The sequence below is a fragment of the Asanoa sp. WMMD1127 genome, assembly GCF_029626225.1.
In the GTDB taxonomy this organism is placed as follows: domain Bacteria; phylum Actinomycetota; class Actinomycetes; order Mycobacteriales; family Micromonosporaceae; genus Asanoa.
In genome coordinates, this window is the sequence record NZ_JARUBP010000001.1 from 3,150,249 (window position 1) to 3,173,388 (window position 23,140).

At 73.7% G+C, this 23,140-nt stretch carries 22 protein-coding genes; 14 read left to right on the forward strand and 8 right to left on the reverse strand.

From position 1 onward, the window contains the following. Positions 1-47 precede the first annotated feature (47 nt). Together O7635_RS15070 and O7635_RS15075 are read right to left on the reverse strand one after the other, a co-directional pair. Positions 48-1,295, reverse strand: a complete 1,248-nt coding sequence (locus O7635_RS15070) for an MFS transporter (RefSeq protein ID WP_278081047.1) — start codon at positions 1,293-1,295, stop codon at positions 48-50. Positions 1,296-1,307: 12 nt separating this feature from the next. Beyond that, complete coding sequence (locus O7635_RS15075; RefSeq protein ID WP_278081048.1) at positions 1,308-1,847, reverse strand: dihydrofolate reductase family protein; 540 nt, start codon at positions 1,845-1,847, stop codon at positions 1,308-1,310. A gap of 100 nt (positions 1,848-1,947) precedes the next feature. Here O7635_RS15075 and O7635_RS15080 point away from each other — a divergent pair, with 100 nt between their 5' ends. The 5 genes from O7635_RS15080 to O7635_RS15100 all read left to right on the forward strand — a co-directional run bounded on the left by O7635_RS15080 (position 1,948) and on the right by O7635_RS15100 (position 6,906). Then, complete coding sequence (locus O7635_RS15080) at positions 1,948-2,274, forward strand: YciI family protein (protein WP_278081049.1); 327 nt, start codon at positions 1,948-1,950, stop codon at positions 2,272-2,274. Then, on the forward strand, positions 2,274-3,512 hold the full coding sequence (locus tag O7635_RS15085) for a DUF6596 domain-containing protein (protein WP_278081050.1): 1,239 nt from the start codon (positions 2,274-2,276) through the stop codon (positions 3,510-3,512). Before O7635_RS15080 ends, O7635_RS15085 begins: the two co-directional genes overlap by 1 nt. 67 nt (positions 3,513-3,579) lie before the next feature. After that, positions 3,580-4,812 (forward strand): CehA/McbA family metallohydrolase, encoded by a 1,233-nt coding sequence (locus O7635_RS15090; RefSeq protein ID WP_278081051.1) that lies wholly within the window; start codon positions 3,580-3,582, stop codon positions 4,810-4,812. Positions 4,813-5,053: 241 nt separating this feature from the next. Beyond that, positions 5,054-5,380: an STAS domain-containing protein gene (locus O7635_RS15095; protein WP_278081052.1), complete on the forward strand. Its 327-nt coding sequence runs from the start codon at positions 5,054-5,056 to the stop codon at positions 5,378-5,380. A gap of 38 nt (positions 5,381-5,418) precedes the next feature. Beyond that, complete coding sequence (locus tag O7635_RS15100) at positions 5,419-6,906, forward strand: CYTH and CHAD domain-containing protein (protein ID WP_278081053.1); 1,488 nt, start codon at positions 5,419-5,421, stop codon at positions 6,904-6,906. A gap of 1 nt (position 6,907) precedes the next feature. On the opposite strand, the gene O7635_RS15105 is transcribed toward O7635_RS15100, so the two are convergent. From O7635_RS15105 to O7635_RS15120, 4 genes are read right to left on the reverse strand one after another with little or no spacing between them, the layout of a single operon-like run. Continuing rightward, positions 6,908-7,807 (reverse strand): methyltransferase domain-containing protein, encoded by a 900-nt coding sequence (locus O7635_RS15105; RefSeq protein ID WP_278081054.1) that lies wholly within the window; start codon positions 7,805-7,807, stop codon positions 6,908-6,910. A 4-nt stretch (positions 7,808-7,811) separates the two neighbouring features. Beyond that, entirely contained in the window at positions 7,812-9,089 is a 1,278-nt protein-coding gene (locus tag O7635_RS15110; RefSeq protein ID WP_278081055.1) for an MFS transporter, read from the reverse strand. Beyond that, positions 9,086-9,661: a metalloregulator ArsR/SmtB family transcription factor gene (locus tag O7635_RS15115; protein ID WP_278081056.1), complete on the reverse strand. Its 576-nt coding sequence runs from the start codon at positions 9,659-9,661 to the stop codon at positions 9,086-9,088. Before O7635_RS15115 ends, O7635_RS15110 begins: the two co-directional genes overlap by 4 nt. 57 nt (positions 9,662-9,718) lie before the next feature. Continuing rightward, on the reverse strand, positions 9,719-10,546 hold the full coding sequence (locus O7635_RS15120; protein WP_278081057.1) for an SDR family NAD(P)-dependent oxidoreductase: 828 nt from the start codon (positions 10,544-10,546) through the stop codon (positions 9,719-9,721). A 44-nt stretch (positions 10,547-10,590) separates the two neighbouring features. Here O7635_RS15120 and O7635_RS15125 point away from each other — a divergent pair, with 44 nt between their 5' ends. After that, positions 10,591-11,763: a serine hydrolase domain-containing protein gene (locus O7635_RS15125; RefSeq protein ID WP_278081058.1), complete on the forward strand. Its 1,173-nt coding sequence runs from the start codon at positions 10,591-10,593 to the stop codon at positions 11,761-11,763. Here O7635_RS15125 and O7635_RS15130 read toward each other — a convergent pair. Then, a complete protein-coding gene (locus tag O7635_RS15130) occupies positions 11,760-12,581 on the reverse strand; it encodes a sigma-70 family RNA polymerase sigma factor (RefSeq protein ID WP_278085485.1) in 822 nt (273 codons plus the stop codon). The genes O7635_RS15125 and O7635_RS15130 overlap by 4 nt on opposite strands. A 73-nt stretch (positions 12,582-12,654) precedes the next feature. Continuing rightward, positions 12,655-13,698 (reverse strand): amidohydrolase family protein, encoded by a 1,044-nt coding sequence (locus O7635_RS15135; RefSeq protein ID WP_278081059.1) that lies wholly within the window; start codon positions 13,696-13,698, stop codon positions 12,655-12,657. A gap of 57 nt (positions 13,699-13,755) precedes the next feature. Here O7635_RS15135 and O7635_RS15140 point away from each other — a divergent pair, with 57 nt between their 5' ends. The 8 genes from O7635_RS15140 (at position 13,756) to alr (ending at position 23,089) form a co-directional block, all read left to right on the forward strand. Beyond that, positions 13,756-14,217, forward strand: a complete 462-nt coding sequence (locus O7635_RS15140) for a hypothetical protein (RefSeq protein ID WP_278081060.1) — start codon at positions 13,756-13,758, stop codon at positions 14,215-14,217. After that, a complete protein-coding gene (locus tag O7635_RS15145; protein WP_278081061.1) occupies positions 14,214-14,588 on the forward strand; it encodes a nuclear transport factor 2 family protein in 375 nt (124 codons plus the stop codon). The genes O7635_RS15140 and O7635_RS15145 overlap by 4 nt, the downstream gene beginning before the upstream one ends. A gap of 55 nt (positions 14,589-14,643) precedes the next feature. Beyond that, positions 14,644-16,095, forward strand: coding sequence for a M28 family metallopeptidase (locus O7635_RS15150; RefSeq protein WP_278081062.1), 1,452 nt, complete (start codon positions 14,644-14,646; stop codon positions 16,093-16,095). 114 nt (positions 16,096-16,209) lie between these two features. Continuing rightward, entirely contained in the window at positions 16,210-19,713 is a 3,504-nt protein-coding gene (locus tag O7635_RS15155; RefSeq protein WP_278081063.1) for an ABC transporter ATP-binding protein, read from the forward strand. Between the two features lie 47 nt (positions 19,714-19,760). Further along, on the forward strand, positions 19,761-20,201 hold the full coding sequence (locus O7635_RS15160) for a hypothetical protein (protein ID WP_278081064.1): 441 nt from the start codon (positions 19,761-19,763) through the stop codon (positions 20,199-20,201). Then, a complete protein-coding gene (locus O7635_RS15165) occupies positions 20,198-21,073 on the forward strand; it encodes an MFS transporter permease (RefSeq protein ID WP_278081065.1) in 876 nt (291 codons plus the stop codon). The genes O7635_RS15160 and O7635_RS15165 overlap by 4 nt, the downstream gene beginning before the upstream one ends. A gap of 4 nt (positions 21,074-21,077) precedes the next feature. Continuing rightward, positions 21,078-21,473, forward strand: coding sequence for a DCC1-like thiol-disulfide oxidoreductase family protein (locus tag O7635_RS15170; RefSeq protein ID WP_278081066.1), 396 nt, complete (start codon positions 21,078-21,080; stop codon positions 21,471-21,473). A 533-nt stretch (positions 21,474-22,006) separates the two neighbouring features. Next, the gene (gene alr / locus O7635_RS15175; RefSeq protein WP_278081067.1) at positions 22,007-23,089 is read left to right on the forward strand and encodes an alanine racemase; all 1,083 of its coding nucleotides are present in this window, start codon (positions 22,007-22,009) and stop codon (positions 23,087-23,089) included. Positions 23,090-23,140: the final 51 nt, after the last annotated feature.

Consider the following 23,140-nt stretch of genomic DNA (forward strand, 5'->3'; position numbering starts at 1 on the left):
CCAGATCCGGCCCGGAGAGCACGAGGCGCGGCATCGCGCCACGATAGCTAGCCCACGTTGGCCGGTGCGGTGGCGTCGCGTTGGGCGGGTATGCGGGCCGGCGCGCGCAGGCGGCGGACCTCCGGGGCGAGCAGGGCGCCGGCGGTGGCCAGCACGACCAGGGCGGCGCAGCCCAGGAGGGCGGCGGGCGTGCCGGTCGCACCGGCGATCGGGCCGGCGACCAGCAGGCCGAGCGGCGCGAACGAGAGCGACCCGAGCAGGTCCCACGAGCTGACCCGGGACAGCGCCTCGGCCGGCACCTCGCGCTGCAGCGTGGTCGACCAGAGCACCCCGAACACGTCGCCCGCGACGCCCGCGAGGAAGGCCGCCGTGACCACCACGAGCAGCGGTGCCGCGACCGCGAGGAGCACCATCGGCAGCGCCGCGGTCGCGGTCACCAGGGCGGCCACCAGGATCGGCCGGCGCGGGTGGACGCGGACCGCGATGCCGACGCCAAGAAAGGTGCCGGCCGCCTGGGCCGCCGTGATGGCCGACCAGGCGGGCGCGCCGCCGAGCCGGTCCACGGACAGGAGCGGACCGAAGACGCCGACGTACGCGTTGATCGCCGCGACCACGAACGCGTACTGCCCGACCACCGCCCACAGCCACTGCCGCGACGCGAACTCCCGCCAGCCGCGGCGCAGCTCCGACCAGACCGAGGCGGGCACCCGGGCGACCGCCGGCACCCGCGGCATCACGGCGATCAGCAATGCCGAGGCGAAGAACGACGCCGCGTTGAGCGCGACCGCCCAGCCGGCGCCGACCAGCGCCACCGTGGTGCCCGCCAGCGCCAGGCCCAGGATCAGGCCGAGGTTGAAACCGATCCGGAGGAGGCCGTTGGCGGACTGCCGGCGCTCCGGCGGCACCAGGTCCGGCAAGATCCCGTCGTACGCCGGGAGGAAGACGGCGCTCGCGACCCCGGCCAGCGCCGCGAAGACGCCGACGGCCACGAGCGGCGCGTGGCCGGTCAGGAACATCAGCGTCAGGCCGGTCCAGGCGACGCCCGCGAACAGCTCCGCGGCGAGCAGCACCCGGCGCCGGGGGAACCGGTCGCCGATGACGCCGCCGGCCAGGATCAGCACCAGCTGGGGGAGGGCCTGGCAGGCCAGCACGACCGAGAGCGTGACCGGCGACGAGCCGGGCAGCGCCAGCACCGCGAAGGCCAGCGCCACCCGGCCGAAGCCGGTGCCCAGCACCGAGATCGTGCGGGCGGTGAACAGGAGGGCGAACGGCCGGTCGGCCAGCAGGGCACGCATCGGCCCCGGACTCTAGCCAACCGCGTACCGGTGGTGGGTGACGCCGGACCGGAACACGTCGCATTTCTCCAGCGTCAACTGGACCCGCGGCCCCTCGTCCTCGAACAGCCGCTGGCCGCCGCCGACCACCAGCGGGTGGACGAACAGGCTGAGTCGGTCGACCAGTCCGGCGCGGAGCAGCAGCCGGACCACCGAGATGCTGCCGACCACCGAGATCGGGCCGCCCGGCGCGGCTTTCAGCTCCGCGACCCGCTCCGCCACGTCACCCGCCGGCAGCAGGCGCGAGTTGCGCCAGGCGAGCGATGACAGCGAGCGGGACACCACGAGCTTCTCGGGTTGGTTCATCCGCGCGCCGAGCGGGTCGTCGTCGGTCAGGTGCGCGAACGCCCCGGCGAAGGTCTCGTAGGTGACCCGGCCCAGCAGCATCGTGTCGGCCGGCTCGGACCACATCGCGGTCATCATCTCCTCGTCGACGTACGACATGTGCCATTTCTCCGGCGCCTCGACGACACCGTCCAGCGAGACGAACTGACCCACCGTGATCGTGCGCATTGGTTGCTCCCGACAACTCCAGGGGGCGGCGAGTTCCGCCCGACACCTGTTCCGCGATCGGCGGCGGCGGTTTTCGACACGGACCCGCTAGATTTCTCGGGTGCGCTTTCTGATGACCCTCAACGCCCCCGTGCGCCCGCCCGACCAGCAGCTCTACGCCGAGATGGGCCGGTTCGTCGACGAGCTCGCCCAGGCCGGCGTGCTGGTCGCCACCGGCGGGCTGGCGATGGACGGCACCCACGTCTCGGCCCGGGACGGCAAGGTGACCGTGGTCGACGGCCCCTACCCCGAGACCAAGGAGACGATCATCAGCTTCGCCCTGGTCGACGTGGCCAGCAAGGACGAGGCGATCGAGCTCAGCCGCCGGTTCTTCGGGATCACCGGCGACGGCGAGGGCGACCTGCGCCAGGTGTTCGGTCCGGAGTAATGGACCCGCGGTCCACCGTCGAGGCGGTCTGGAAGCAGGAGTCGGCGCGAATCGTGGCGGCCCTGCACCGGCTGGTCCGCGACGTCGGGCTGGCCGAGGACCTGGCCCAGGACGCGTTGCTCGCCGCGCTGGAGGAGTGGCCGGTCAAGGGTGTGCCGGCCAACCCGGGCGGTTGGCTGATGCTGACCGCCAAGCACCGGGCGATCGACCGGCTGCGGCGCGACGACCGGCTCCGCGCCAACCTGGCCGAGCTGGGCCGGGCCGCGCAGCGGGAGACCGGCCCCGACGAGTTCGCGGCGGTGCTCGACGACGGCGCGGGCATCGACGACGACGTGCTCCGCCTGATCTTCATCGCCTGCCACCCGGTGCTGTCCCGCGAGTCGAGCGTGGCGCTCACCCTCCGGATGATCGGCGGCCTGACGACGGGTGAGATCGCGCGCGCGTTCCTGGTGCCCGAGCCGACGATCGGGCAGCGGATCTCCCGGGCCAAGCGGACCATCGGCGACCGGAAGATCCCCTTCGAGGTGCCGCCGCCGGCCGATCGGGCGGAGCGCCTCGCCGCGGTCCTCGAAACCATTTACCTGATCTTCAACGAGGGGTACGCCGCGACGGCGGGCGACGACTGGATGCGCCCGGCCCTGGCGCACGAGGCCGTCCGGCTCGGCCGGATGCTGGCCGGCCTGGCGCCGACGGAGCCCGAAGCGCACGGCCTGGTCGCGCTGATGGAGCTGCACGCGTCCCGGATGGCGGCCCGGCTGGGCCCGGACGGCCAACCCGTCCCGCTGCTCGAGCAGGATCGCGGGGCCTGGGACCAGGAGCTGATCCGCAGCGGGTTCGCGGCCCTGCTGCGGGCGCAGGAGGCCGGCGGACCACCCGGCCCGTACGTGCTGCAGGCCGCGATCGCGGCGAACCACGCGCGGGCGGCGGAAGCCGGCGACACCGACTGGGTCGGCATCGCCGGGCTCTACGAGCTGCTCGTGCGGCGCACGCCGACCCCGGTGGTCGAGCTGAACCGGGCCGTGGCGGTGGCCATGGCGTACGGCCCCGAGCGCGGGCTCGCGATCGTCGACGGGCTGGCCGACTCGCTGCGCGACTATCACCTGCTGCCGGCCGTCCGCGGTGACCTTCTGCGCCGGCTGGGCCGCGAGGCGGAGGCCCGGGCCGAGTTCGCCCGCGCGGCGGAGCTGGCGCGCAACGCCGCGGAGCGGGACGTGCTGCTGGCGCGCGCCGCGATGTAGCCGGAGTTTCCCATCAATCTATCTATACGTATCGACATGTTGGCGGGGATCGGGTCGACTGACTTCCGTGAGCGGACATGACCACACCCACACCCACAGCCATGACCACGGCCACGGCCTCAGCCGGCGCGGCCTGCTCGCCGGCGCCGGCGCCGGCGGCCTCCTCCTGCTGACCGCGACGCCGGGCACCGCGCAGGCGGCCCGCGTCCAGGTCGCGCCCGGCCTCGCCGCCGGCGCGGACCGCGCGTCCCGGATCACCACGGGCACGACCCTGGTGCACGGCGACATGCACAACCACACGCTGATGTCCGACGGCGACGGCAACCCCGACCTCGTCTTCGGCTCGATGCGCGACGCCGGCCTCGACGTCGCCGCCCTCACCGACCACACCACGCTCTTCGCGATCGAAGGGCTCAGCCGGTCGGAGTGGAACCGGGCCGGGGCGCTCGCCGACGCCGCCAACACCCCGGGCGCCTACACCGCCATCCGCGGCTTCGAGTGGAGCCACCCGCTGCTGGGCCACGCCAACGTCTGGTTCAGCAACAACTACGTCGACCTGGGCGGCGCCAGCAACATGGGCCGCTTCTTCTCGTGGCTGACCGGGTCCGGCGGCGTCGCCGGCTTCAACCACCCGGGCCGCGAGATCCTGCGGTTCGACAACTTCAGCTTCAACAGCGGCGCCCGCGAGCAGATGGTCAGCATGGAGATCTTCAACCGGGGCGACGACTACCTGTTCGACGGGTGGTCCGATACCGGTTCGTCGCCGCTGGTCGCCTGCCTCAACGCCGGCTGGCGCACGGGTCTCATCGGCGTGACCGACGAGCACGGGACCAACTGGGGCTTCCAGGAAGGGCTGGGCCGGGCCGGCCTCTGGGTCACCGGCAACACCCGCAACGAGGTGCTGGCGGCCATGCGGGCCCGCCGGTTCTTCGCCACGCGGGTGAGCGGCTTCCGCCTCGACGCCACCGCCGGCGGTGTCCGGATGGGCGGCGTGCTCGGCATCACCTCGGGCGCGGTGCAGTTCCAGGTCGACCTCGACCGGGGCGCCGAGTGGGTCGGCAAGCCGCTGCACATCCAGGTGCTGCGGCCCGACAGCCGGGCGCCGCGGGTGGTCGACGTGATCGAGACGACCGCCGGCGCGGTCGCCACGTTCACCGTGCCGCTCAACGTGGCCGACGGCAACTGGGTGGTGCTGCGGGTCTCGGACCCGACCCAGCCCAACCCGTCACCGGGCCCGGCCAACCACCCCTGCAACGACTTCGGCGTCGCGTACTCCAGCCCGTGGTGGCTGCAGCCCTGACCATCGCACCACAGTGGAGCGTCCGCCGGGTCCCCGGCGGACGCTTCCGTCTGCACCGATCTCCAGCGGGCTGGTCGACGACACCAAGGTCACGCCGGCCGTGATCTTCGGCGGTCTGGCCGCCACGTTGGCGCAACAGGGTCGACCGGCTGAACGCCTGGCGAACCGGCGGGTGGTGCAACGTTGCCGGCACGGATACCGTGAAGGTGCCGAAACAGCGGGCCGACCCGGAGGTATCCCCGTGGGTACGGTGCTCGTCACGGAGCGCGACAATCTAGGTGTCGTCGTCATCGAGGTGCGCGGCGACGTGGGCTCCACCGCCGCAGCCGAGCTGCGGGCGGCACTAGTGCGTGCGATCCGCCACACCGGTCCGGTGCGGCTCGTCATCGATCTGCGCGATGCCGGCCACATCGAGCCGGAGGGCATCGGCGCGGTGGTCGCCAGCGCCGACGTGGCCAGCGACAGCGGGGTCGCGATGACCGTCCGCGACGCCGCGCCCGAGGTGGCCGAGGAACTCCTGGTCGCGGGCCTGCCCCGCGCTCAGGTGACCACCGCCGCACCGGTCTGAGGCCGCATATCGCCCCTGGAGCGGGGTAGGACTGATGTATGCGGACGGTGCTGGAGCGCGAGCGGAAATACGAGAGCCCGGCCGACTTCCGGCTGCCGGACCTGGTCGGTGACGGCGTCGCGGCGGTGGACGAGCCGACCGTGACCACCCTCGATGCGACCTACTACGACACGCCCGAGCTGCGGCTGGTGCGGGCCGCCCTGGCCCTGCGGCGCCGCACGGGTGGGGCCGACGCCGGCTGGCACCTCAAGGTCGGCGCCGCGGGCGGGGCCCGCACCGAGCACCAGCGCGCCCTCACCTCCGGCACGACTCCGCCCCGCGACCTGATGCAGCTCGTCAAGGCCGCGGCCCGGGGCGCCCCGGTGGAGCCGGTGGCGCGCATCGAGACCCGCCGCCGCGAGTGGCGGCTGCTCGGCGGTGACGGTGCCGTGCTGGCCACGCTGGCCGACGACACCGTGGTCGGGCACGACCTGGTGGAGGGCCGCCGGATCGCCTGGCACGAGGTCGAGGTCGAGCTGGTCGACGGCGACGAGAAGCTGCTCGACGGTGTCGAGCAGCGGTTGCGCGCGGCTGGGGCCAGCGCGGGCTCGCCCGCGAAGATCCGCCGAGTGCTGGACGAGCGGCTGCGCGAGCTGACCGAGATCGACGCCGGCCCCGCGACCCCGGTGCTGGCCTACGCCGCCGCGACCCGCGACGACCTGGTGGCGCACGACCCCGCCGCGCGCGACGGCGACGTCGACGGCGTGCACGACATGCGGGTCGCCGTGCGCCGGCTGCGCAGCACCTTCCGTACCTTCCGCAAGCTCTGGGACCGCGAACGCGTCGACGCCGTGCGGGCCGAGCTGAAGTGGCTGGGCGAGCAGCTCGGCGGCGTGCGCGACGCCCAGGTGATGGGGCCCCGGCTGGCCAAGGCGGTGCGCCGGGCACCCGATGAGCTGGTGCTCGGCCCGGTCGCCGCCGACCTCGCGCAGCACTTCGCCGCCGAGGAGGCCGCCGCGCTGACCCGCCTCCGCCGGGCGCTCAGCTCCCGGCGCTACGTCGAGCTGCTGTCCATGTTGGACCAGCTGGTCGAGGTCACGCCCGCCGTGGACGTTCGGCGCCGCTGGGTCGACCGCCGGATCCACCGGGCGGTGCGACGGGCCGACGGCCTGCTCGACACGGCGCTCGAGCGGCAGGCCGAGAAGGGTGCCAGCGACGACGACCCGGCGCTGCACGAGGCGCGCAAGGCATACAAGCGCGGCCGGTACGCGGTGGAGGTGCGCAAGCTCGCGGGTGACAAGCGGGCCAAGCGGCTCGTCCGCGGCCTCAAGGGCCTCCAGGACCTGCTCGGCGACCACCAGGACTCGGTGATCACCCGGCAGGTGCTCAAGGACCAGGGCGTGCGGGCGTACGGCCGTAGGGCCAACACGTTCACCTACGGCATGCTCTATGCCGAGCAGGTGGCCCACGGGCGGGCGCTGGTGCGCGACCTCCCCGCCGCACAGCGCGCAGCCCGCCGCCGCAAGCTCCGCAAGTGGCTCGGGTGAGTCAGACCCTGGTGGCCAGCGCCAGGAACCGGTGCGGGGCGTCGTCGTAACGGTCCAGCCGCCAGCCCGCGGCAGCGGTGCCAGCCGTCAGCGGGCCCTCGGAGAGGGGCTCGTCTGGGCGCACCGTGCGGCCGTGCCGGGTGGCCAGCGCGACCCGGCCCGACGGATGGAAGATCACCAGACGGCCGCCGGGTCGGGTGATGCGGGCCAGCTCCCGCAGGCCCTCGGTCGGGTCCGGGAGGTGGGCGACCAGCCCGGCCGCGAAGACGGCGTCGGCCGTGGCCGCGCGCAGCGGCAGGCGGCGGGCGTCGCCCAGCACGAGGGCGGCGCGGCCGGGACCCGATCGCTCAGCCGCCACCGCCAGCATCTCGGGCGTGAGGTCGACGCCGAGCACGTGCCCGGTCGGCCCGACCGCGGCGCGCAACGCGGGCAGCGCGCGGCCGGTGCCGCAGCCGACGTCGACCGCCGTCCCACCGGTCGGCAAACCGGCCTCGGCCACCGCGGCCGCGTACGCCGGGAGGTCGTCGCCGAACCGCGTGTCCCAGGTGGCCGCCCGGACGGCGAAGAAGGCGCGGCTCTCCGGCAGGTACCACCGCGTGCGGTCGGCCAGCCGGGCGTCGACGTGCCGGATCACCGGCCACTCCGGGTCGTGCAGGTCGATCACCACGTCGGCCTGCTGCTCCGCGCTGTCGGCCGAGCGCCTCCCCACCCGCAGCCAGACCAGCACGTCCGGGCGGGTCGCGCGCCAGTGCGGGCCGGCGGTCACCCGCGGGCCGACCGCCGCCGTCAGCCGGTCGGTCACCGCGGCGTTGTGCGCGTCGGCGCCGTCGACCACCACGGTGGCCGGAGCCGGCGGCAGCACCCCGACCAGATTGCCGATCATCTCGTCCCACCGGGTCACCGCCCTATCCTGCCGGGTGAGCGGGCAGGTCGCGAACCGTCCGGATCGGTCCACACAGGAGGATCAGGCCCGCGACGACGACCGCCGCCATGGTGAGCCAGATGGTCGGGCGCGGGCCGAGGGTGGCGCCGAGCGCGCCCGCGATCACCGCGCCGAGCGGGATCGTCCCGTAGTTGAGCAGCTGCATGCTCACCGTCACCCGACCGAGCAACTGATGCGGCACGTACGCCTGGCGGAAGCTGCCCTTGATGACGTTGCCCGCGCTGACACCGGCCACCAGCACGGCGACCCCGGCGATTCCCAGCGCGAGCCGCGGACCGGGCGCGGCCAGCGGCAGCAGCAACCCGAACGGCGGAGTGACGAGCGCGCAGAGGAGCAGGGCGCGGGCGGTGCCGAGCCGGCGGCCGAGCGCGCTGCCGCCGGCCGCGCCGAGCACGCCACCCAGGCTGGTCGCCGCGACGAGCCCGCCGACGACGCCGGGCGCGACGCCGACCTCACGGATCAGGAAGACCACGAGCACCGCCTGGTAGCCGATCAGCGCGAGGTTGGCGGCGGCGCCGTTGAGGGTCATGACCCGCAGGTACGGGTCGCGGGCGACGAACCGCAGCCCTTCGGCGACCTCGGCCCGCAGCGGGCGGCGCTGTCCACGATGGAGCTTCTCGGGAGTGCGGATGCGCCACAGGCACAGCGCCGAGACCAGGAAGGTGACCGCGTCGACGAGCAGGCCGGCGACCGCGCCCGCGAGCTGCGTGACGATACCGGCCACGCCCGGGCCCGCGACGTGGGCGGCCGACTCGCTGCTCTGGAGCCGGGCGTTGCCGCCGGGCAGCTCGCGCGGCGCCAGCAGGGACGGCAGGAAGACCTGGTAGGCCGTTTGCAGGAAGACGCCGGCGGCGCCGGTGACCAGGGCCGCGACGAACAGGTGGGTGAGCGTCAGCGTGCCGAGCCACCAGGCCAGCGGGACGCTGACGAACACGGCGAGGCAGAGCAGGTCACAGACGATCATCAGGGGACGGCGGGGGAGGCGGTCGACCCAGGCCCCGGCCGGCAGGCCGATCAGCAGCCAGGGCAGCCAGGAGAAGGCGGCCAGCAGGGCGACCTGGAACGTGCTGGCCTGCAGGGTGGCCACGGCCACCAGCGGGAGGGCGACCGAGCTGACGCTGCTGCCCAGCTTGGAGGTCGTCTGGCCGAGCCAGAACAGGCGGAAGTCGCGCCCGGCCGTCGTGCGCTCGTCGGCCGGCGGGTGGTCGAGGGCCGCGGTCGTGCGGTGGGTGACGGTCATGGCGTGGCCGGCACGCCGTGCGCGAACACGAAGACCGGGCGGCGGTCGGGGTCGGTCGCCGGCGCCTCGCGGGCGGACCACCGGTCGAGCAGCGCGACGACGTCGCGGCTCAGCTCGGCCAGCTCCGCCGGGGTGAGGTGCAGCCAGCGGTCGGCCGCGAACGCCGACTCGCCCCAGACCGCCTGCTGGTCGTCGCCCTGCCCGTACCACTCCCGGACCAGCGCGACCTGGCGGTCGAGGTTGAGCGACTCGGCGGCGTGCAGGACGGCCGCCTCGGCGGGGTCGTCGGCGAAGTCTTTGCCGGACCAGCGCAGGCCGGCGGAGACGGGCCGCCACCACCGCTCGCGGCGGTCGCGGGCCCGGTCGGGCGCCTCCTCGACCAGGCCGGCGTCGCGGAGCACCTTCATGTGGTGGCTGACGTTGGCCGGCGCCTGGGCGGTGTGCTCGGCGAGGGCGCCGACCGGCTGGGGGCCATAGACCGCGAGCACGTCGAGGAGCCGGCGGCGGAGGGGATGGGACATCGCGGCGAGCACCCGCGAGTCGGTGACCTGACGGACATGACGTTCTGCCATGCGGACAGCGTCGCATTGCAAGAAGTATTGCGCAATGTCCCTTGCGCAACTGCCGTTTCAGAAATCCGTCGAGCGGGACACGTCGGCCCACCTGGCCAGCTCGTCGGCCAGCGCCCGGTTGTGCTCCTCGGCGAGGCCCAACGCGTCCGAGCCGAGCGGCAGCCGTTGCGGTGGGTCGTCCAGCTCGACGACGTCGATCAGCACCCGCGCCGCACGGGCGGGGTCGCCGGGAGCCTGGCCGGCGCTCTCGGCGCGGTAGCGGGCCATGAAGCCCACGGTTTCCGCGTATTCCGGTCCGCCGTCGTCCATCCCCATCGAGGCGCCCGCCCAGTCGGTGCGGAAGCCGCCCGGCTCGACGATCGTCACCTTGACGCCGAACGGCGCGAGCTCGGCGCCCAGCACGAGCGAGAAGCCCTCGACGCCGAACTTCGCCGCCTGGTAGGGCGCGATGCCCGGCGTGCCGCCCACCCGGCCGCCGATCGACGAGAACTGCAGGTAGTGCCCGGCGCGCTGAGCTTTGAGCACCGGCAGCGCCGCCTTCGAGACGTAGATGACGCCCATCAGGTTGGCCTCGATCTGCCGGCGGAACTCGTCGAGCGAGGTGTGCTCGATCGGCGCGGTGTTGGCCTGGCCGGCGTTGTTGGCTACCACGTCGAGCCGGCCGAACGCCTCGACCGCCACGCCGACCGCGTCCTCCGCCGCCGCGGGGTCGCTGACGTCGAGCGGCACCGCCCGTACCCGGGTGGGATCGCGCGCGACCAGGTCGTCCAGGTCGGCCGGGCGGCGAGCGGTCGCCACCACGTTGTCGCCGTGGTCGAGCACGGCTTCGCAGATCGCCCGCCCGATGCCGCGCGAGCTTCCGGTGACCAGCCAGGTTCTGGGCATCGTGGCACCCCTGCCGTCAACGGTACGCACGCTAACGTCGGCGCATGTTGTCGACGATGCGGCTGCGGCGGTTGCGGGACGTGCTCACCGGATATGTCGAACGGGGCGACGTGCCCGGGCTGGTGGCGCTCGTCAGCCGGCGCGGGCAGACCCAGGTCGAGACGATCGGCACCACGGCGTACGACGGTGGGCGCCCGATGAGTGCCGACACCGTCTTCCGGGTCAGCTCGATGAGCAAACTGGTCACCGCGGCCGCCACCATGCTGCTGGTCGAGGAGTGCCGGATCCGGCTCGACGACCCCGTCGACCCGCTGCTCCCCGAGCTGGCCGGCCGTCGGGTGCTGCGCAGCCTCGGCGCGGGCCTGCACGACACCGTTCCCGCGTACCGCCCGATCACCGTGCGGGATCTGCTGACGTTCACCTGGGGCTTCGGCCAGCTGCTGGCGCCGCCCGACGCGTACCCCGTGTTGAAGGCGGCCGTGGACCTCGGCATCGGCATGGCGGAGCCGCGCCCGCGCGCCATGGCCGACCAGGACGAGTGGCTCAAGCGGCTGGGGTCGCTGCCGCTGATGGCGCAGCCGGGGGAGCGGTGGTTCTATCACACGGGCTCGGATGTGCTCGGCGTGCTGCTGTCGCGGGCGACCGGAATGTCCTACGCGGACCTGCTGCGGGAGCGGGTGTTCGCGCCGCTGCGCATGTCCGACACCGGTTTCGCCGTGCCGGCCGAGTCGCTCGTGCGGCTGGCCCACGGCTACTGGGGCGACCCGCCGACCCCGTTGGACACGCAGGAGGAGTGGGCCGTGCCACCGCCGTTCCTTTCCGGCGCCGGCGGACTGGTGTCCACTGTGGAAGATTTCTTCGCGTTCGGGCGGATGATGCTCCGCGCGGGCGACCGTCGCCTGCTGTCGCGGCCGGCGCTGGAGACCATGATGGCCGACCACCTGACGCCCGCGCAGAAGGTGCTGCCGCACTGGGCGGCCGACGAGTTCGAGGCGTCCGGGTGGGGCTTCGGCGGCAAGGTGACCACCCGGCGGCACACGATCGCCGACACGCCCGGGCGCTACGGCTGGGACGGCGGCCTCGGCACCTCGTGGCGGGTCGACCCCGAGGAAGAGATGATCACCATCTTGATGACCCAGCGGGCCTGGCTCTCACCGTCGCCGCCGCCGATCCTGCGCGACTTCTGGACGCTGGCCTACCAGGCGATCGACGACTAGAGATATTCGATCTCCATGCCTTCGAGCTCGGCCTGGTCGGCGCGGAGGTCGATGGCGGTGACGTGGCCGGCCGCGTCAACGGTGAAGCGGAACACGACCTGCGGCCGGCCGCCCTTGGCCCACACCGCGCCGACCTGGCCGTCGACGAGGGCGATCCGGGCGGCCTCGGCGCGCCCGCAGAACGTGCGGGCCACCGCGTCGGCGCCGAGCACCGGCTCCGCGCCCTCGGCGCGTACCACCGCGCCCGGGTCGAGCAGCGCCAGCAGTCCCTCGAACTCGCCGTTGCGGGCCGCGGCGAGGAAGGCTGTGACGACCGTGCGTTGCCGTTGCTGGTCGGCGTCGAGCGGCTCCTGACCGCGGACCCGCCGGCGGGCGCGGCTGGCCAGCTGCCGGGTGGCCGCGGGCGACCGGCCCACGATCGACGCGACCTCCTCGAACGGCACCGCGAACAGGTCGTGCAGCACGAACGCGAGCCGCTCCGCCGGGCTGAGGCTGTCCAGCACGACCAGCAGGGCCGGCCCGACCGCGTCGGCGAGCAGCGCCTCCTGCTCAGGATCGGGCTGGGTCGCCGGGGCCGGCCCGTCGAGGGGCTCCTCCCGGCGCGCCCGGCGGCTGCGCAGCATGTCGAGGCAGATCCGGCCGACCACGGTGGTCAACCAGCCGCCCAGGTTGTCGACCTCGGCGGTGTCGGTGCGCCGCAGCCGCAGCCAGGTCTCCTGCACCGCGTCGTCGGCCTCGGCGGCCGATCCGAGCATCCGGTAGGCCACCGCGCGCAGGTGCGCCCGGTTCTCCTCGAAGCTGGCCGCCAGCAAGTCCATCTCCGCCACCCGTCACATTCTCGTCGACGCCTGTCACCGTCCTGACGGATCGCGCCGGTGGGATGTGACGGGGTCAGCGCACCCGGCGGCCGCGCAGGACGACGGCGGTGGGCTTGTCGAGCTGGCCGAGGTCGGCGCGCGGGTCCTCGGCGTAGACGACCGCGTCGGCGGGCGCGCCCTCCGCCAGGCCGGGCAGCCCCAGGTAGTCGCGGGCCGACCAAGAGCCCGCGGCCAGCGCCTCGTGCGCCGGCACGCCGGCCGCCGCCAGCGCGCGGACCTCGTCGGCGACCCGGCCGTGCGGGCGCGAGTCGGTGCCGGCCAACAGCGTCACCCCGGCCTCGGCGGCGGCGGCGACGAGGCCGGGATGTTGGGTGGCGCCGCCGACGTACCACCGGTTGCGCGGGGTGTCCGGTGCGTCCCGCCGGCGCTGGAGGGAACTGGTCATCACCGCCAGGGTCGGGGTCAGCGCGGTGCCCTGGGCCGCCATCGTGGCGAGCAGCGCCGGGTCGAGCCACATGCCGTGCTCGAGCGAGTCGACACCGGCGGCGACCGCCACCGCACAACCCTCGGCGTTCATCGCGTGCACCGCGACCCGGCCGCCGGCGCGGTGCACGGCCCCGACGACGTCGCGCAGCACCGGCTCGGGGAACGGCGGGTCGCCGGGGAACCAGTCACCGATCAGCTTGACCCAGCCGGTCGCGGCCGCCTGGGCCCCGGCCAGGGCGGGCAGGTCGGCGTGGCTCGGCCGGCGGCCCCAGGCGTCGAAGAACTGGCCCTCCTGCGCGAACCAGGGACCGGCGTGCACGGCCCGGGGCAGGTCGGGGTCGGTGCCGAACCAGGCCGGCGGGTGGTCGGCGAGCCCGGGCGCGCGGATCAGCGTCACGCCGCTCTCGGCGTGCTGGCGCAGGTGGGCCCGGAGCACGTCGTCGTCGAGCGGGTCGCCCAGCTCCTCGGTGCCCGGGTGGGTGTGCGCGTCGACCAGGCCGGGCAGGAGCCAGCCCTCGGCCACGAGCTCGGCGCCGGGCACCGGGTCGGTGGTCCACCGGTCGCCGTCGGCGTAGAGGTCGACCATCTCGCCACTCGGCAACGCTTGCCCGCGGATCCGCAGCACGCCCATGTTCCGGGACACTACGCCGTCCGGGAAATGTCGTACGCCGGCGTTAGCGTCCCGGCCATGCGAAACGACTTCGATTTCTTCGTGGGCACCTGGACGTCGCGCCAACGGCGGCTGCGCGAGGTGCTGACCGGCTGCACGGAGTGGTACGAGTTCGAGGGCCTCAGTCGCAGTTGGAGCGTGCTCGACGGGGCCGGCAACATCGACGAGGTGACGTTCCCGTCGCAGGGGTTCGGCGGGGTGACGATGCGGCTCTACGACGCGGAGCGCGACGAGTGGTCGCTCTACTGGGCCAGCAGCCGCACGGGGTTGTCGCTGCCGCCGGTGGTGGGCCGCTTCGACGCGTCCGGCGTCGGGGTGTTCACCGCCGACGAAGACTACGAGGGCCGGCCGATCAGGGTCCGCTTCACCTGGTCCGACATCACGCCCGAGTCGTGCCGCTGGGAGCAGGCTTTCTCGGTCGACAAGGGCGAGACCTGGGAGCCCAACTGGGTCGCGGAGTTCAGCCGGAGCGCGGCATGAGCGATCCGACCGCGGCCGCGTTGGCCTACTGGGCGGCCGCCGAGGCCCGCGACTGGTCCGCCTTCAGCGCGCTGCTGCACGACGACGTGGTCTACGAGCTACCGCAGACCCGCGAACGCATCAGCGGCAGGACCCGCTACCTCCAGTTCAATGTGGAATATCCCGGTGACTGGCACCTGACGGTCGACCGGGTGGTGGGCGCGGGGCGGCAGGCGGCGACCTGGTGTCACTTCACCGCCGACGGCGAGCCGGCTGAGGCGGTCACCTTCTTCGAGCTCGACGAGGCGGGCCTGGTCACGTCGATCACCGAGTTCTGGCCGGCGGCCTACGAGCCGCCGGCGGGGCGCGCGCACCTGATGCAACGCAGCTGAGTCGATCAATGTCGAGGTCTTCACATGACATCGATCAAGGACAATGATTCCTGGAATGGGAGACAACCGTGAAAGCCAGGAGCGACCCACGGCCACCCGCCGGGCGTTCCTGTCCGCATCCGCAGTCACCGCCGCGGCGGCCGTCCCGCTGGTCGGCGCGTCACCCGCGCAGGCCCACGGCCGGTGGACCGACCCGCCGGTCGCCGGGCCGGGTCGGGGGATCGGCACACAGCGGCCCAGCGCGGCCCTGCGCCGCGCGCTGCGCGAGGTCGACGCCGACCGCATCGAGGCCGACGTGCGCCGCCTGGCCGCGTTCGGCACCCGGCACACGCTCTCCACCCAGACCGATCCGGCGCGCGGCATCGGCGCGGCCCGCGACTGGCTCTTCGAGCAGTTCTCGCGCATCGCCGAGCGGTCCGGCGGCCGGATGACGGTCGAGAAGCAGTCGTTCACCCAGCCGGTCTCGCCGCGCGTGCCCACCCCGACGGTGATCACCAACGTGATCGCCACCCTGCGCGGCACGGTGACGCCCGAACGGGTCTACGTGCTGACGGGGCACTACGACTCGCGGATCAGCGACGTCATGAACTTCACCGACGACGCGCCCGGCGCCGACGACGACGCGTCGGGCGTCGCCATCCTGCTCGAGCTGGCCCGCGTCCTGGCCGACCGGCCGCTCGACGCGACCCTCGTGCTGGGCGCCGTGGCCGGCGAGGAGCAGGGACTCTACGGCTCGGCCTACATGGCCCAGCAGTTCAAGGACGCCGACACCGACATCCAGGGCATGTTCAGCAACGACATCGTCGGCGCCAGCCGGGCCGACGACGGCACCCGCGAGCCCCGGGTGATCCGGCTCTTCGCCGAGGGCGTACCCACCTCGGAGACGCCGGCCCAGGGCAACACCCGGCGCTCGGTCGGTGGCGAGAACGACTCGGCGAGCCGGCAGCTGGCCCGGTTCGTCGACGCGGTGGCCGACAACGACGAGACCGGCATGCACGTGCGGGTCATCTGGCGCCGCGACCGCTACCTGCGGGGCAGCGACCACATCTCGTTCCTCGAGCGGGGCTACCCGGCCGGCCGGTTCACCGAGCCCAACGAGGACTTCAGGCATCAGCATCAGGACGTACGCGTGGAAGACGGTGTGCAGTTCGGCGATCTGCCCGAGTTCTGCGACTTCGACTTCATCGCCCGGGTGGCCCGGGTCAACCTCGCCACGGTCTGGTCGCTGTCGCAGGGTCCCGGCACGCCCAAGGGCGTGATCATCGTGACCACCAACCTGACCAACGACACCCAGCTCCGGTGGCAGGCCAACACCGAGCCCGACGTCGCCGGCTACGAGGTCGTCTGGCGGGAGACCCGCGAGGACGACTGGACCCACGTGATCGACGCGGGCGACGTCACCGAGGCGATCATCGATCTCTCCAAGGACAACGTCTTCTTCGGCGTACGCGCGTACGACCGCGACGGGCACCGCAGTCCGGTCGCGTTCCCCGTCCCCGGCACCTGATCCAGGCGGCCCCGGCCGGTGCGCCAGCGCCGGCCCGGGGTGACGCTAATTGCGTTGAGGTATCGGCGATTCCGGCGCAGGCTGAGAGTTCGCCAACCCGGGGGATGCGCACCGATGCCTCTGCTTCGCGACCTCTGGTCGACCGCACCGCTACGCACCTCCGTCGTAGCGGTCCTCGTGCTCGTCAACGCCGTCGGGATGGCGCTCTCCGCGGCCCTCGCCGGGCCGGTCCTGGTCGACCACTCGATGGTGGCGTTCGTGGCGTTGGCGGTCGCGCTGACCGCCGCCGTCCTCAGCGACACGGCCACGGGGCTGCTGATGGCCCGGGTCAGCGCCGACTGGACGGCCGACGTCCGGCGGCGGCTCTGCCGGGCGGCGATCGGGCAGGACATCCCGCGGCTCGAGTCCACCCCGGTCGGCGAGCTGCTCGACCGGATCGACGGCGACGTCTACCAGATCGGCAGCGACCTGCGCGGCAGCGGCATCCGCGTGGTCCAGTCGGTGGCCATCGGCCTCGTCTCGGTCGCCACGGCCCTGGTCGTCTGGTGGCCGGCCGGCCTCGGCATGCTGGTGCTCGCCGCGATCCTCGTGGTGTGGCTGGCCAAACCCACCCGGCGGATCGCACCCGCCCGGATGGCCGAGGAAGAGGCCTGGTCCGATCTCGCCGCGGTGATGGAGGAGTCCATCCACGGGCAGGACGACGTGCGCACGACCCTGGCCCGGCCCTACGTGCTGCGCCTGTTCGCCGCCCGCTCGCGCGAGGTGCTCCGGCTCGCCCGGATCGTCTGGCAGCTCACCGCCAAGGTGACGACGATGGCGGTCGGCGTCATGCGGGTCGGCGTGGCGCTGGCCGTGGTCGGCGGCGTCTGGGCGTTGTCGACCGGGCGGATCGACGGCGCCCGGCTGACCGCGATCTGGCTGCTCATCATCGGGTTCGCCGGCGTGGTCGAGCACATGAGCCGGATGGTCCCCGAGCTGCAGAACGCGCTCGGGGCCTGGGGCCGCGTGCTGCTGCTGAAGGCCTCGCCCCAGGAGCCGGTGGGCGGCACGCCGCCGCCTGACGCCGACATCGCCGTGCGCGGGCTGACCTTCCGCTACCCGGCGAGCGAGGCGACCGGGCGCCCGGCCGCCCTGCGCGACGTCGACCTGTCGTTCGTCCGCGGCCGGTCCTACGCGGTGGTCGGTCGCACCGGCTCGGGCAAGTCGACGCTGGCCAAGGTGCTCACCCGCTCGGTCGACGTGCCGCGCGGCACCGTCCGGCTCGGCGACACCGACCTGGTCGACATCGACCTCGACGGGCTGCGCCGGTGGGTCGCGATCGTCCCGCAACGCACCGAGATCCTCGCCGGCACGCTCGCCGAGAACGTGGCGCTCTTCGACCCTGAGCTGATCGACGGGGCCGGCGCCGCGCTCGACGAGCTCGGCCTGACCTCGTGGGTCGCCGAGCTCCCCGACGGGTTGGCGACCAAGCTCGGCGAGGGCGGCCACAAGCTCTCCGCCGGCCAGGAGCAGCTCGTCGCGTTCGCCCGCATCCTGGTCCGCGACCCACACGTCGTGATCCTCGACGAGGCCACCGCGCGGCTCGACCCGGTCACCGAGGAACGCGTCCAGCACGCCACCGCACGCCTGCTCCGCGACCGCATCGGCATCGTGATCGCGCACCGGCTCTCCTCGGTGCGCCGGTGCGACGAGGTGATCGTGCTGGCCGACGGCGAGGTGGTCGAGGCGGGCCCGCTACGCGAGTCCGCGCGGTTCGCGGCGCTGATGGCGCGCAGCCGCGCGGGCGCGCCGGCGACGGCCGGCGGGCTCGCCCTGGCCGAGCGGCCCGCCGGCGACGACGACCTCGAACTGGCCGAGGACGGCGAGCCGGAGGCCGAGGAGCGGCCGGGCGCCGCCGTGACCGTGCCGCCCAAGGCCGACCCGCCGCCGGTGGTCGAGGCGGCCCGGCCCGGCACGCTGCGCGAGATCCTGCGGCTGATGACCAACGACCCGCGATTCGGGATCGCGGGCCTGGCCGTCTTCTGCGGCATGACGCTGCTCGGCCTCGACGGTTCGGTCCTGCCCTACCTCTGGGCCACGCTCGTCGACGGCAGCGGCAGCCTGCTGTGGCCGACCATCGGCATCATCGCGGGCCTGCTGGTCTACCTGCCGATGCCCTACGTGACGTCCATCTGGTACCCGGAGTGGTGGGTCCGCCAGATGCTGCGGATCAGCCTGCGGCTGCTGCACGGCCAGACCGGGCCCCGGCGGGTCAGCAAGCACACCCCGGCCGAGGTGGTCGCCCAGGCCGGCGACACCGAACGCGTCGTGCTGCTCGCCGACCACCTGGTCGACCAGACCCTCTGCCTGTTCCTGCTGGTCTCGATGACGGTCGTCTCGCAGTCGTTCGTCCCGGCCGGCTTCTTCCTGGCCACCGTGCTGGTCTCCGGCCTGGTGGCGACCGCGTTCGGCGGCTCGCTGGAACGGCTGGCCCGCAGCACCGTCGCGGCCCGCGCGGCGTTCGCCACCGCGCTGGTCTCCTCGCTCTCCGCCGCCCGCACCGTCAAGCTGGCCGGCGCGAGCGAGCCGGTGCTGGCCCACCTGGCCCGCCTCGACCAGATCCGCAGCGACAAGCAGCGGCGCGAGATCGCCACCCAGGTCCTGGCCCGGTCGACCCCGTCGATGGTCAGCGGCCTGCTGCCGATCGGCGCCTGGGCGCTCTACCTCAACGGCGGGTTGTCCGCGGGCGCCACCCTGGTCGCGGTGGCCACGCTCGGTGCCGCGCGCTGGTTCGCGTGGACCACCGCCTCGCTGGTCGCCCAGCTCCCGTCGGCCCGGGTCTGGACCCGGCGCACGGCGTCGATGGCCGGCCGGCCCGACTACTCGGCCGAGGTGCCGGGCGTCGACATCTCGCTCGGCATCGCGCCGGCGCCCACCGCCCCGCCGCGTACGCCGCTGCGCCGGCTGGAGCTGCGCGGGTTCACCGCCGTGCACGAGGACGGCACGCTCGGCGTACGCGACGTCGACCTGTCGATCCGCCGCGGTCAGCTCGTGCTGGTGGTCGGCCCGGTCGGCGCCGGCAAGTCGTCGCTGCTGCGGGCCATGGCGGGCATCGTCCACCACACGGGCGAGCTGCGCTGGAACGAGGAGTCGGTGACCGAGCCGGAGCTGTTCCTGCGGCCCAACCAGGTCGGCTACGTCGGCCAACTGCCACGGGTGCTGTCCGGCACCGTCGCCGACAACATCCAGCTCGGCCACCAGGTCGACGCGGAAAATGCGGTGACGATCGCCCAGCTGTCCCACGACCTGTCCGCGGCCGGCGGCGGGCTGGGCCTGCTGATCGGCCACAAGGGCACGCGGCTGTCCGGCGGCCAGCTGCAGCGGCTGGCGCTGGCCCGGGCACTGGCGCCGCGCACCGAGCTGCTGATCGCCGACGACGTCTCCTCGGCGCTCGACGTGACCACCGAGCTCGACCTGTGGCGGGCGCTGCGCGCCACGGGCGTCACCGTGATCGGCTCGACGTCGAAGCAGGCCGCGCTGGCCCAGGCCGACCACGTGATCGTCCTCGTCGAGGGCACGGTGGCCGCCAGTGGCACGTGGTCGGAGCTGGTGCCGCGTTGGGGACACCTCGCCGGTTGACCCGTGGGCTATCTTCATGGCCGGCATCGCGAGGCACGGGGGTCCACATGGCAGAGCTGACGGCTACCGGTCGCGGCGCCCGCGTCGTCGCCGCGGTCGTCGGGGCCGCCCTGCTGCTCGCCGGCTCCGCGTGGGGCCATGACGACTGGTTCCCGTTCGGCCCGTTCAGCATGTACGCGGGCGTCAACGGCCCCAACGAGCCCGCGCCCGACACCCGGGTCGAGGGCACCGACCGCACCGGCCGGGTGATCGTGCTCAACGAGCGCAACGCCGGCGTGCGCCGGGCCGAGATCGAGGGCCAGGAGGGTTCGTACGTCGGCGATCCGGCCCGGCTGGCCCGCATCGCCGACAGCTACCAGGGGCTCAACCCGGGCGCGCCGCCGCTCGACAAGGTCGCGCTGATCGTCCGGCTGCACGAGATCCGGCACAGCAGCGCCACCGGCAAGTGGCACGACGACGTCCGCGCGGTCTGGGAGCGGCCGGCATGAGGGCCTGGCTGTTCGAGGCGGCGCCGCGCGGCCGGGTCGCGGCCCTGCGCACGCTGACCTACCTGTTCATCGTCTTCGACCTGCTGCTCTACAGCTCCTGGGTACGCACCCGGGGCGACGTGCCGACCGAGCTCTACCAGCCACTGTGGATCGGCCGCACGCTGCACCTGCCGGAGCCCGACGCGACGCTGGTCGCGGTCGTCTTCTGGGCGCTGCTGGTGCTCGCGCCGCTGGCCGCGACCGGTCGCTTCCCGCGGTTGCTGGGCTGGCTGGTGTGCGGCCTCTACCTCGAGTGGCTGGTCATCGCGATGAGCTACGGCAAGGTCGACCACGACCGGTTCGCCTTCGTGATCGCGCTGGCCGTGCTGCCCACCGTCGGCCGCGCCCGACACGGCGACCGCACCCCCAGCGAGGCGGCCGGCTGGGCACTCCGCATGATCCAGATCGCCGTCGTCGCCACGTACTTCCTGGCGGCCTGGGCGAAGATCCGCTTCGGCGGGCTCGGCTGGATGACCGGCTCGGTCCTGGCCCGCGCCTTCATCCGCCGCGGCTCGGAGCTCGCCGACCTCATCGCCGCGGTGCCGTACCTGATGATCGCGGCCCAGATCGGCATGGTCACCTTCGAAGCGCTCAGCCCGCTGGTCTTCGCCCTACGCGGCCGCTACCGCTACGCCGCGATCGCGTTCTTCTACTCCTTCCACGTGCTGTCGTTCGCCACCATCTCCATCTCGTTCGCGCCGCACCTGGTCGCCATGACCTCGTTCCTGCCGCTGGAACGTGTCCGCCCCCTCGTTTGGCTACGCCGTCTGACAACCCGCCGCCGCGAGGTCGATACGCTTGATCCTGTTCCAGCCGAAGCGGGCGGAGGTTAGAACCGTGACAGACACATTCGTCTACGACGGCGACTGCGCCTTCTGCACGATGTGCGCCCGCTTCCTGGAGCGCTGGATCCCCACCAAGGCCGTGGTCATCCCGTGGCAGTTCGCGGACCTGACCACCCTGCGCCTGACCCGCGCCGAGTGCGTGGAAGCGGTCCAATGGTCCCCGGCCGAGGGCCCGACGGCCGCGGGCCCGGTAGCCATCGCCCGGCTGCTCGGCACCAGCACGGCGCCATGGCGCCTGGCCGGCCGAGTCCTCGGTCTGCGCCCGGTGACGGCGGTGGCGTGGCCGCTCTACCGCTGGGTGGCCCGCAACCGCCACCGCCTCCCCGGGGGGACCGCGGCGTGCGCCATCCCGGCCAACTCACCCGCCGCCCCACCACCATCTCCCTGACCCGCGGGCCTGGTGGTCGCTCCCGCTTCGCGGGAAGCCTCAGCGCCGCGGCTTCGCGGGCGCCCTGCCGTGCCGGCCAGCGGCACCTCCGGGCGGCTCACCCGTCGGCATCGTAGCCGGGGGCCTGGCTGCCAGCATCATGACCGGCGGCGCGATGCCGCCATCCCTTCCCGTCGGGTCCCTGACCACCAGGCCCGGGCCATCGCCCTCCCCGCCGCTTGATCGTCGCCCTTCCTCGACCTGCCTGGTGCGCGCCGGGCCGGCGCCGGTTCTTGCCCTTCGCGGGTGCCGTGACCGTCGCGGCTTCGCGGGTGCCGTGTCCGTAGGCGCTTCCGGCCGGCCTGAGCGCTGACCCGGCCGCGGGGTGTTCCGGGTCGCAAGGGCCCACCCCGGCGCGGTGACGGTGGGCGCCGGGTTGACCTCGGTTATTACGGGTTCGTGACAAAGCGGGGATCGGCCAAGGACATGGTGCTGGCAGCGTCTGGCGCGTGATCATCCATCCGACCGCGTCGGCTACCGCGTTGGCTGAGGCAGTGGTCGATCTCGATGCGATCGCCGGGAACGTGCGGGCGATCGCGGCTATGACCAGGACCGACGTGATGGCCGTCGTGAAGGCTGACGGGTTCGGGCACGGGGCCGTGCCGGTCGCTCGGGCCGCGCTCGCCGGCGGGGCCACCTGGCTCGGGGTCACCTCGTCGGCCGAGGCGCTGGCCTTGCGGGACGGCGGCATCACCGCGCCGATCCTGAGCTGGTTGCATCGCGTCGACGAGGATTTCGAGCCTGTGCTCGCCGCGGGGGTCGACGTCGCGGTCAGCACGGTGCCGCATCTGCGGGCCGTGGCCGCCGCGGCCGCGCGGCGGCACTCCGTCGCCATGGTGCAGCTCAAGGTCGATACCGGGTTGTCGCGCAACGGCGCCCGGGGGAGTGACTGGGTCGATCTCGTCGCGTTGGCGCGGGCCTATGAGATGGCCGGGAGCGTCAAGGTACGGGGCGTCTGGTCACATCTGGCCGACGCCGATCAGCCGGGGTCGCCGCTTCTGCACGGGCAGGTGACCGCGTTCCGGTCCGCGGTCCGGCTGGCCCGTGCGGCCGGGCTCGATCCGGTCCTGTTGCATCTCGCCAACTCGGCGGCCGCCATCTCCGCCCCGGCGACCCGGTTCGACATCTGCCGCATCGGGCTCGCCCTCTACGGCGCGCACCCCGCCGCGAACCTGCGGCCAGCCATGGCGCTGCGGTCCACCGTCGTCAACCTGAAACAGGTACCGGCCGGCACTGGCGTCTCCTACGGCCCGGACCACGTCACCCAACGACCCACCACGCTCGCGCTCGTGCCGATCGGCTTCGCCGACGGGCTGCCGCGCGCCGCGGAGGGACGGGCCGAGGTCTGGGTCGGTGGCGCCCGCTGCCCGGTGGTCGGGCGGATCGCGATGGACCAGTGCGTCGTCGACGTCGGCGACCGGCCCGTGCGGCTCGGCGACCCGGTCACCGTGTTCGGACCCGGGCCCGACGCGCCGACCGCCGCCGACTGGGCCCGGTGGGCCGGCACCAACCCGAACGACATCTTGACCGGCATCGGCCCCCGGGTCGCCCGGCGCTACCAGGAGGTGGCGGCATGAGGATCGGCATCGGCCCGTGGGTTGCCCGGCGCTACCAGGGGGTGGCGGCAT

Excerpts from the sequence above, each read along its gene's own strand:
- O7635_RS15140 (WP_278081060.1), top strand. The coding sequence starts at position 13,756 with ATGCGAAACGACTTCGATTTCTTCGTGGGCACCTGGACGTCGCGCCAA.
- O7635_RS15115 (WP_278081056.1), bottom strand. The coding sequence starts at position 9,661 with ATGGCAGAACGTCATGTCCGTCAGGTCACCGACTCGCGGGTGCTCGCC.
- O7635_RS15120 (WP_278081057.1), bottom strand. The coding sequence starts at position 10,546 with ATGCCCAGAACCTGGCTGGTCACCGGAAGCTCGCGCGGCATCGGGCGG.
- O7635_RS15165 (WP_278081065.1), top strand. The coding sequence starts at position 20,198 with ATGAGGGCCTGGCTGTTCGAGGCGGCGCCGCGCGGCCGGGTCGCGGCC.
- O7635_RS15130 (WP_278085485.1), bottom strand. The coding sequence starts at position 12,581 with ATGGACTTGCTGGCGGCCAGCTTCGAGGAGAACCGGGCGCACCTGCGC.
- O7635_RS15075 (WP_278081048.1), bottom strand. The coding sequence starts at position 1,847 with ATGCGCACGATCACGGTGGGTCAGTTCGTCTCGCTGGACGGTGTCGTC.
- O7635_RS15145 (WP_278081061.1), top strand. The coding sequence starts at position 14,214 with ATGAGCGATCCGACCGCGGCCGCGTTGGCCTACTGGGCGGCCGCCGAG.
- O7635_RS15160 (WP_278081064.1), top strand. The coding sequence starts at position 19,761 with ATGGCAGAGCTGACGGCTACCGGTCGCGGCGCCCGCGTCGTCGCCGCG.
- O7635_RS15085 (WP_278081050.1), top strand. The coding sequence starts at position 2,274 with ATGGACCCGCGGTCCACCGTCGAGGCGGTCTGGAAGCAGGAGTCGGCG.
- O7635_RS15100 (WP_278081053.1), top strand. The coding sequence starts at position 5,419 with ATGCGGACGGTGCTGGAGCGCGAGCGGAAATACGAGAGCCCGGCCGAC.
- O7635_RS15125 (WP_278081058.1), top strand. The coding sequence starts at position 10,591 with ATGTTGTCGACGATGCGGCTGCGGCGGTTGCGGGACGTGCTCACCGGA.
- O7635_RS15070 (WP_278081047.1), bottom strand. The coding sequence starts at position 1,295 with ATGCGTGCCCTGCTGGCCGACCGGCCGTTCGCCCTCCTGTTCACCGCC.
- O7635_RS15110 (WP_278081055.1), bottom strand. The coding sequence starts at position 9,089 with ATGACCGTCACCCACCGCACGACCGCGGCCCTCGACCACCCGCCGGCC.
- O7635_RS15135 (WP_278081059.1), bottom strand. The coding sequence starts at position 13,698 with ATGGGCGTGCTGCGGATCCGCGGGCAAGCGTTGCCGAGTGGCGAGATG.
- O7635_RS15150 (WP_278081062.1), top strand. The coding sequence starts at position 14,644 with ATGGGAGACAACCGTGAAAGCCAGGAGCGACCCACGGCCACCCGCCGG.
- O7635_RS15155 (WP_278081063.1), top strand. The coding sequence starts at position 16,210 with ATGCCTCTGCTTCGCGACCTCTGGTCGACCGCACCGCTACGCACCTCC.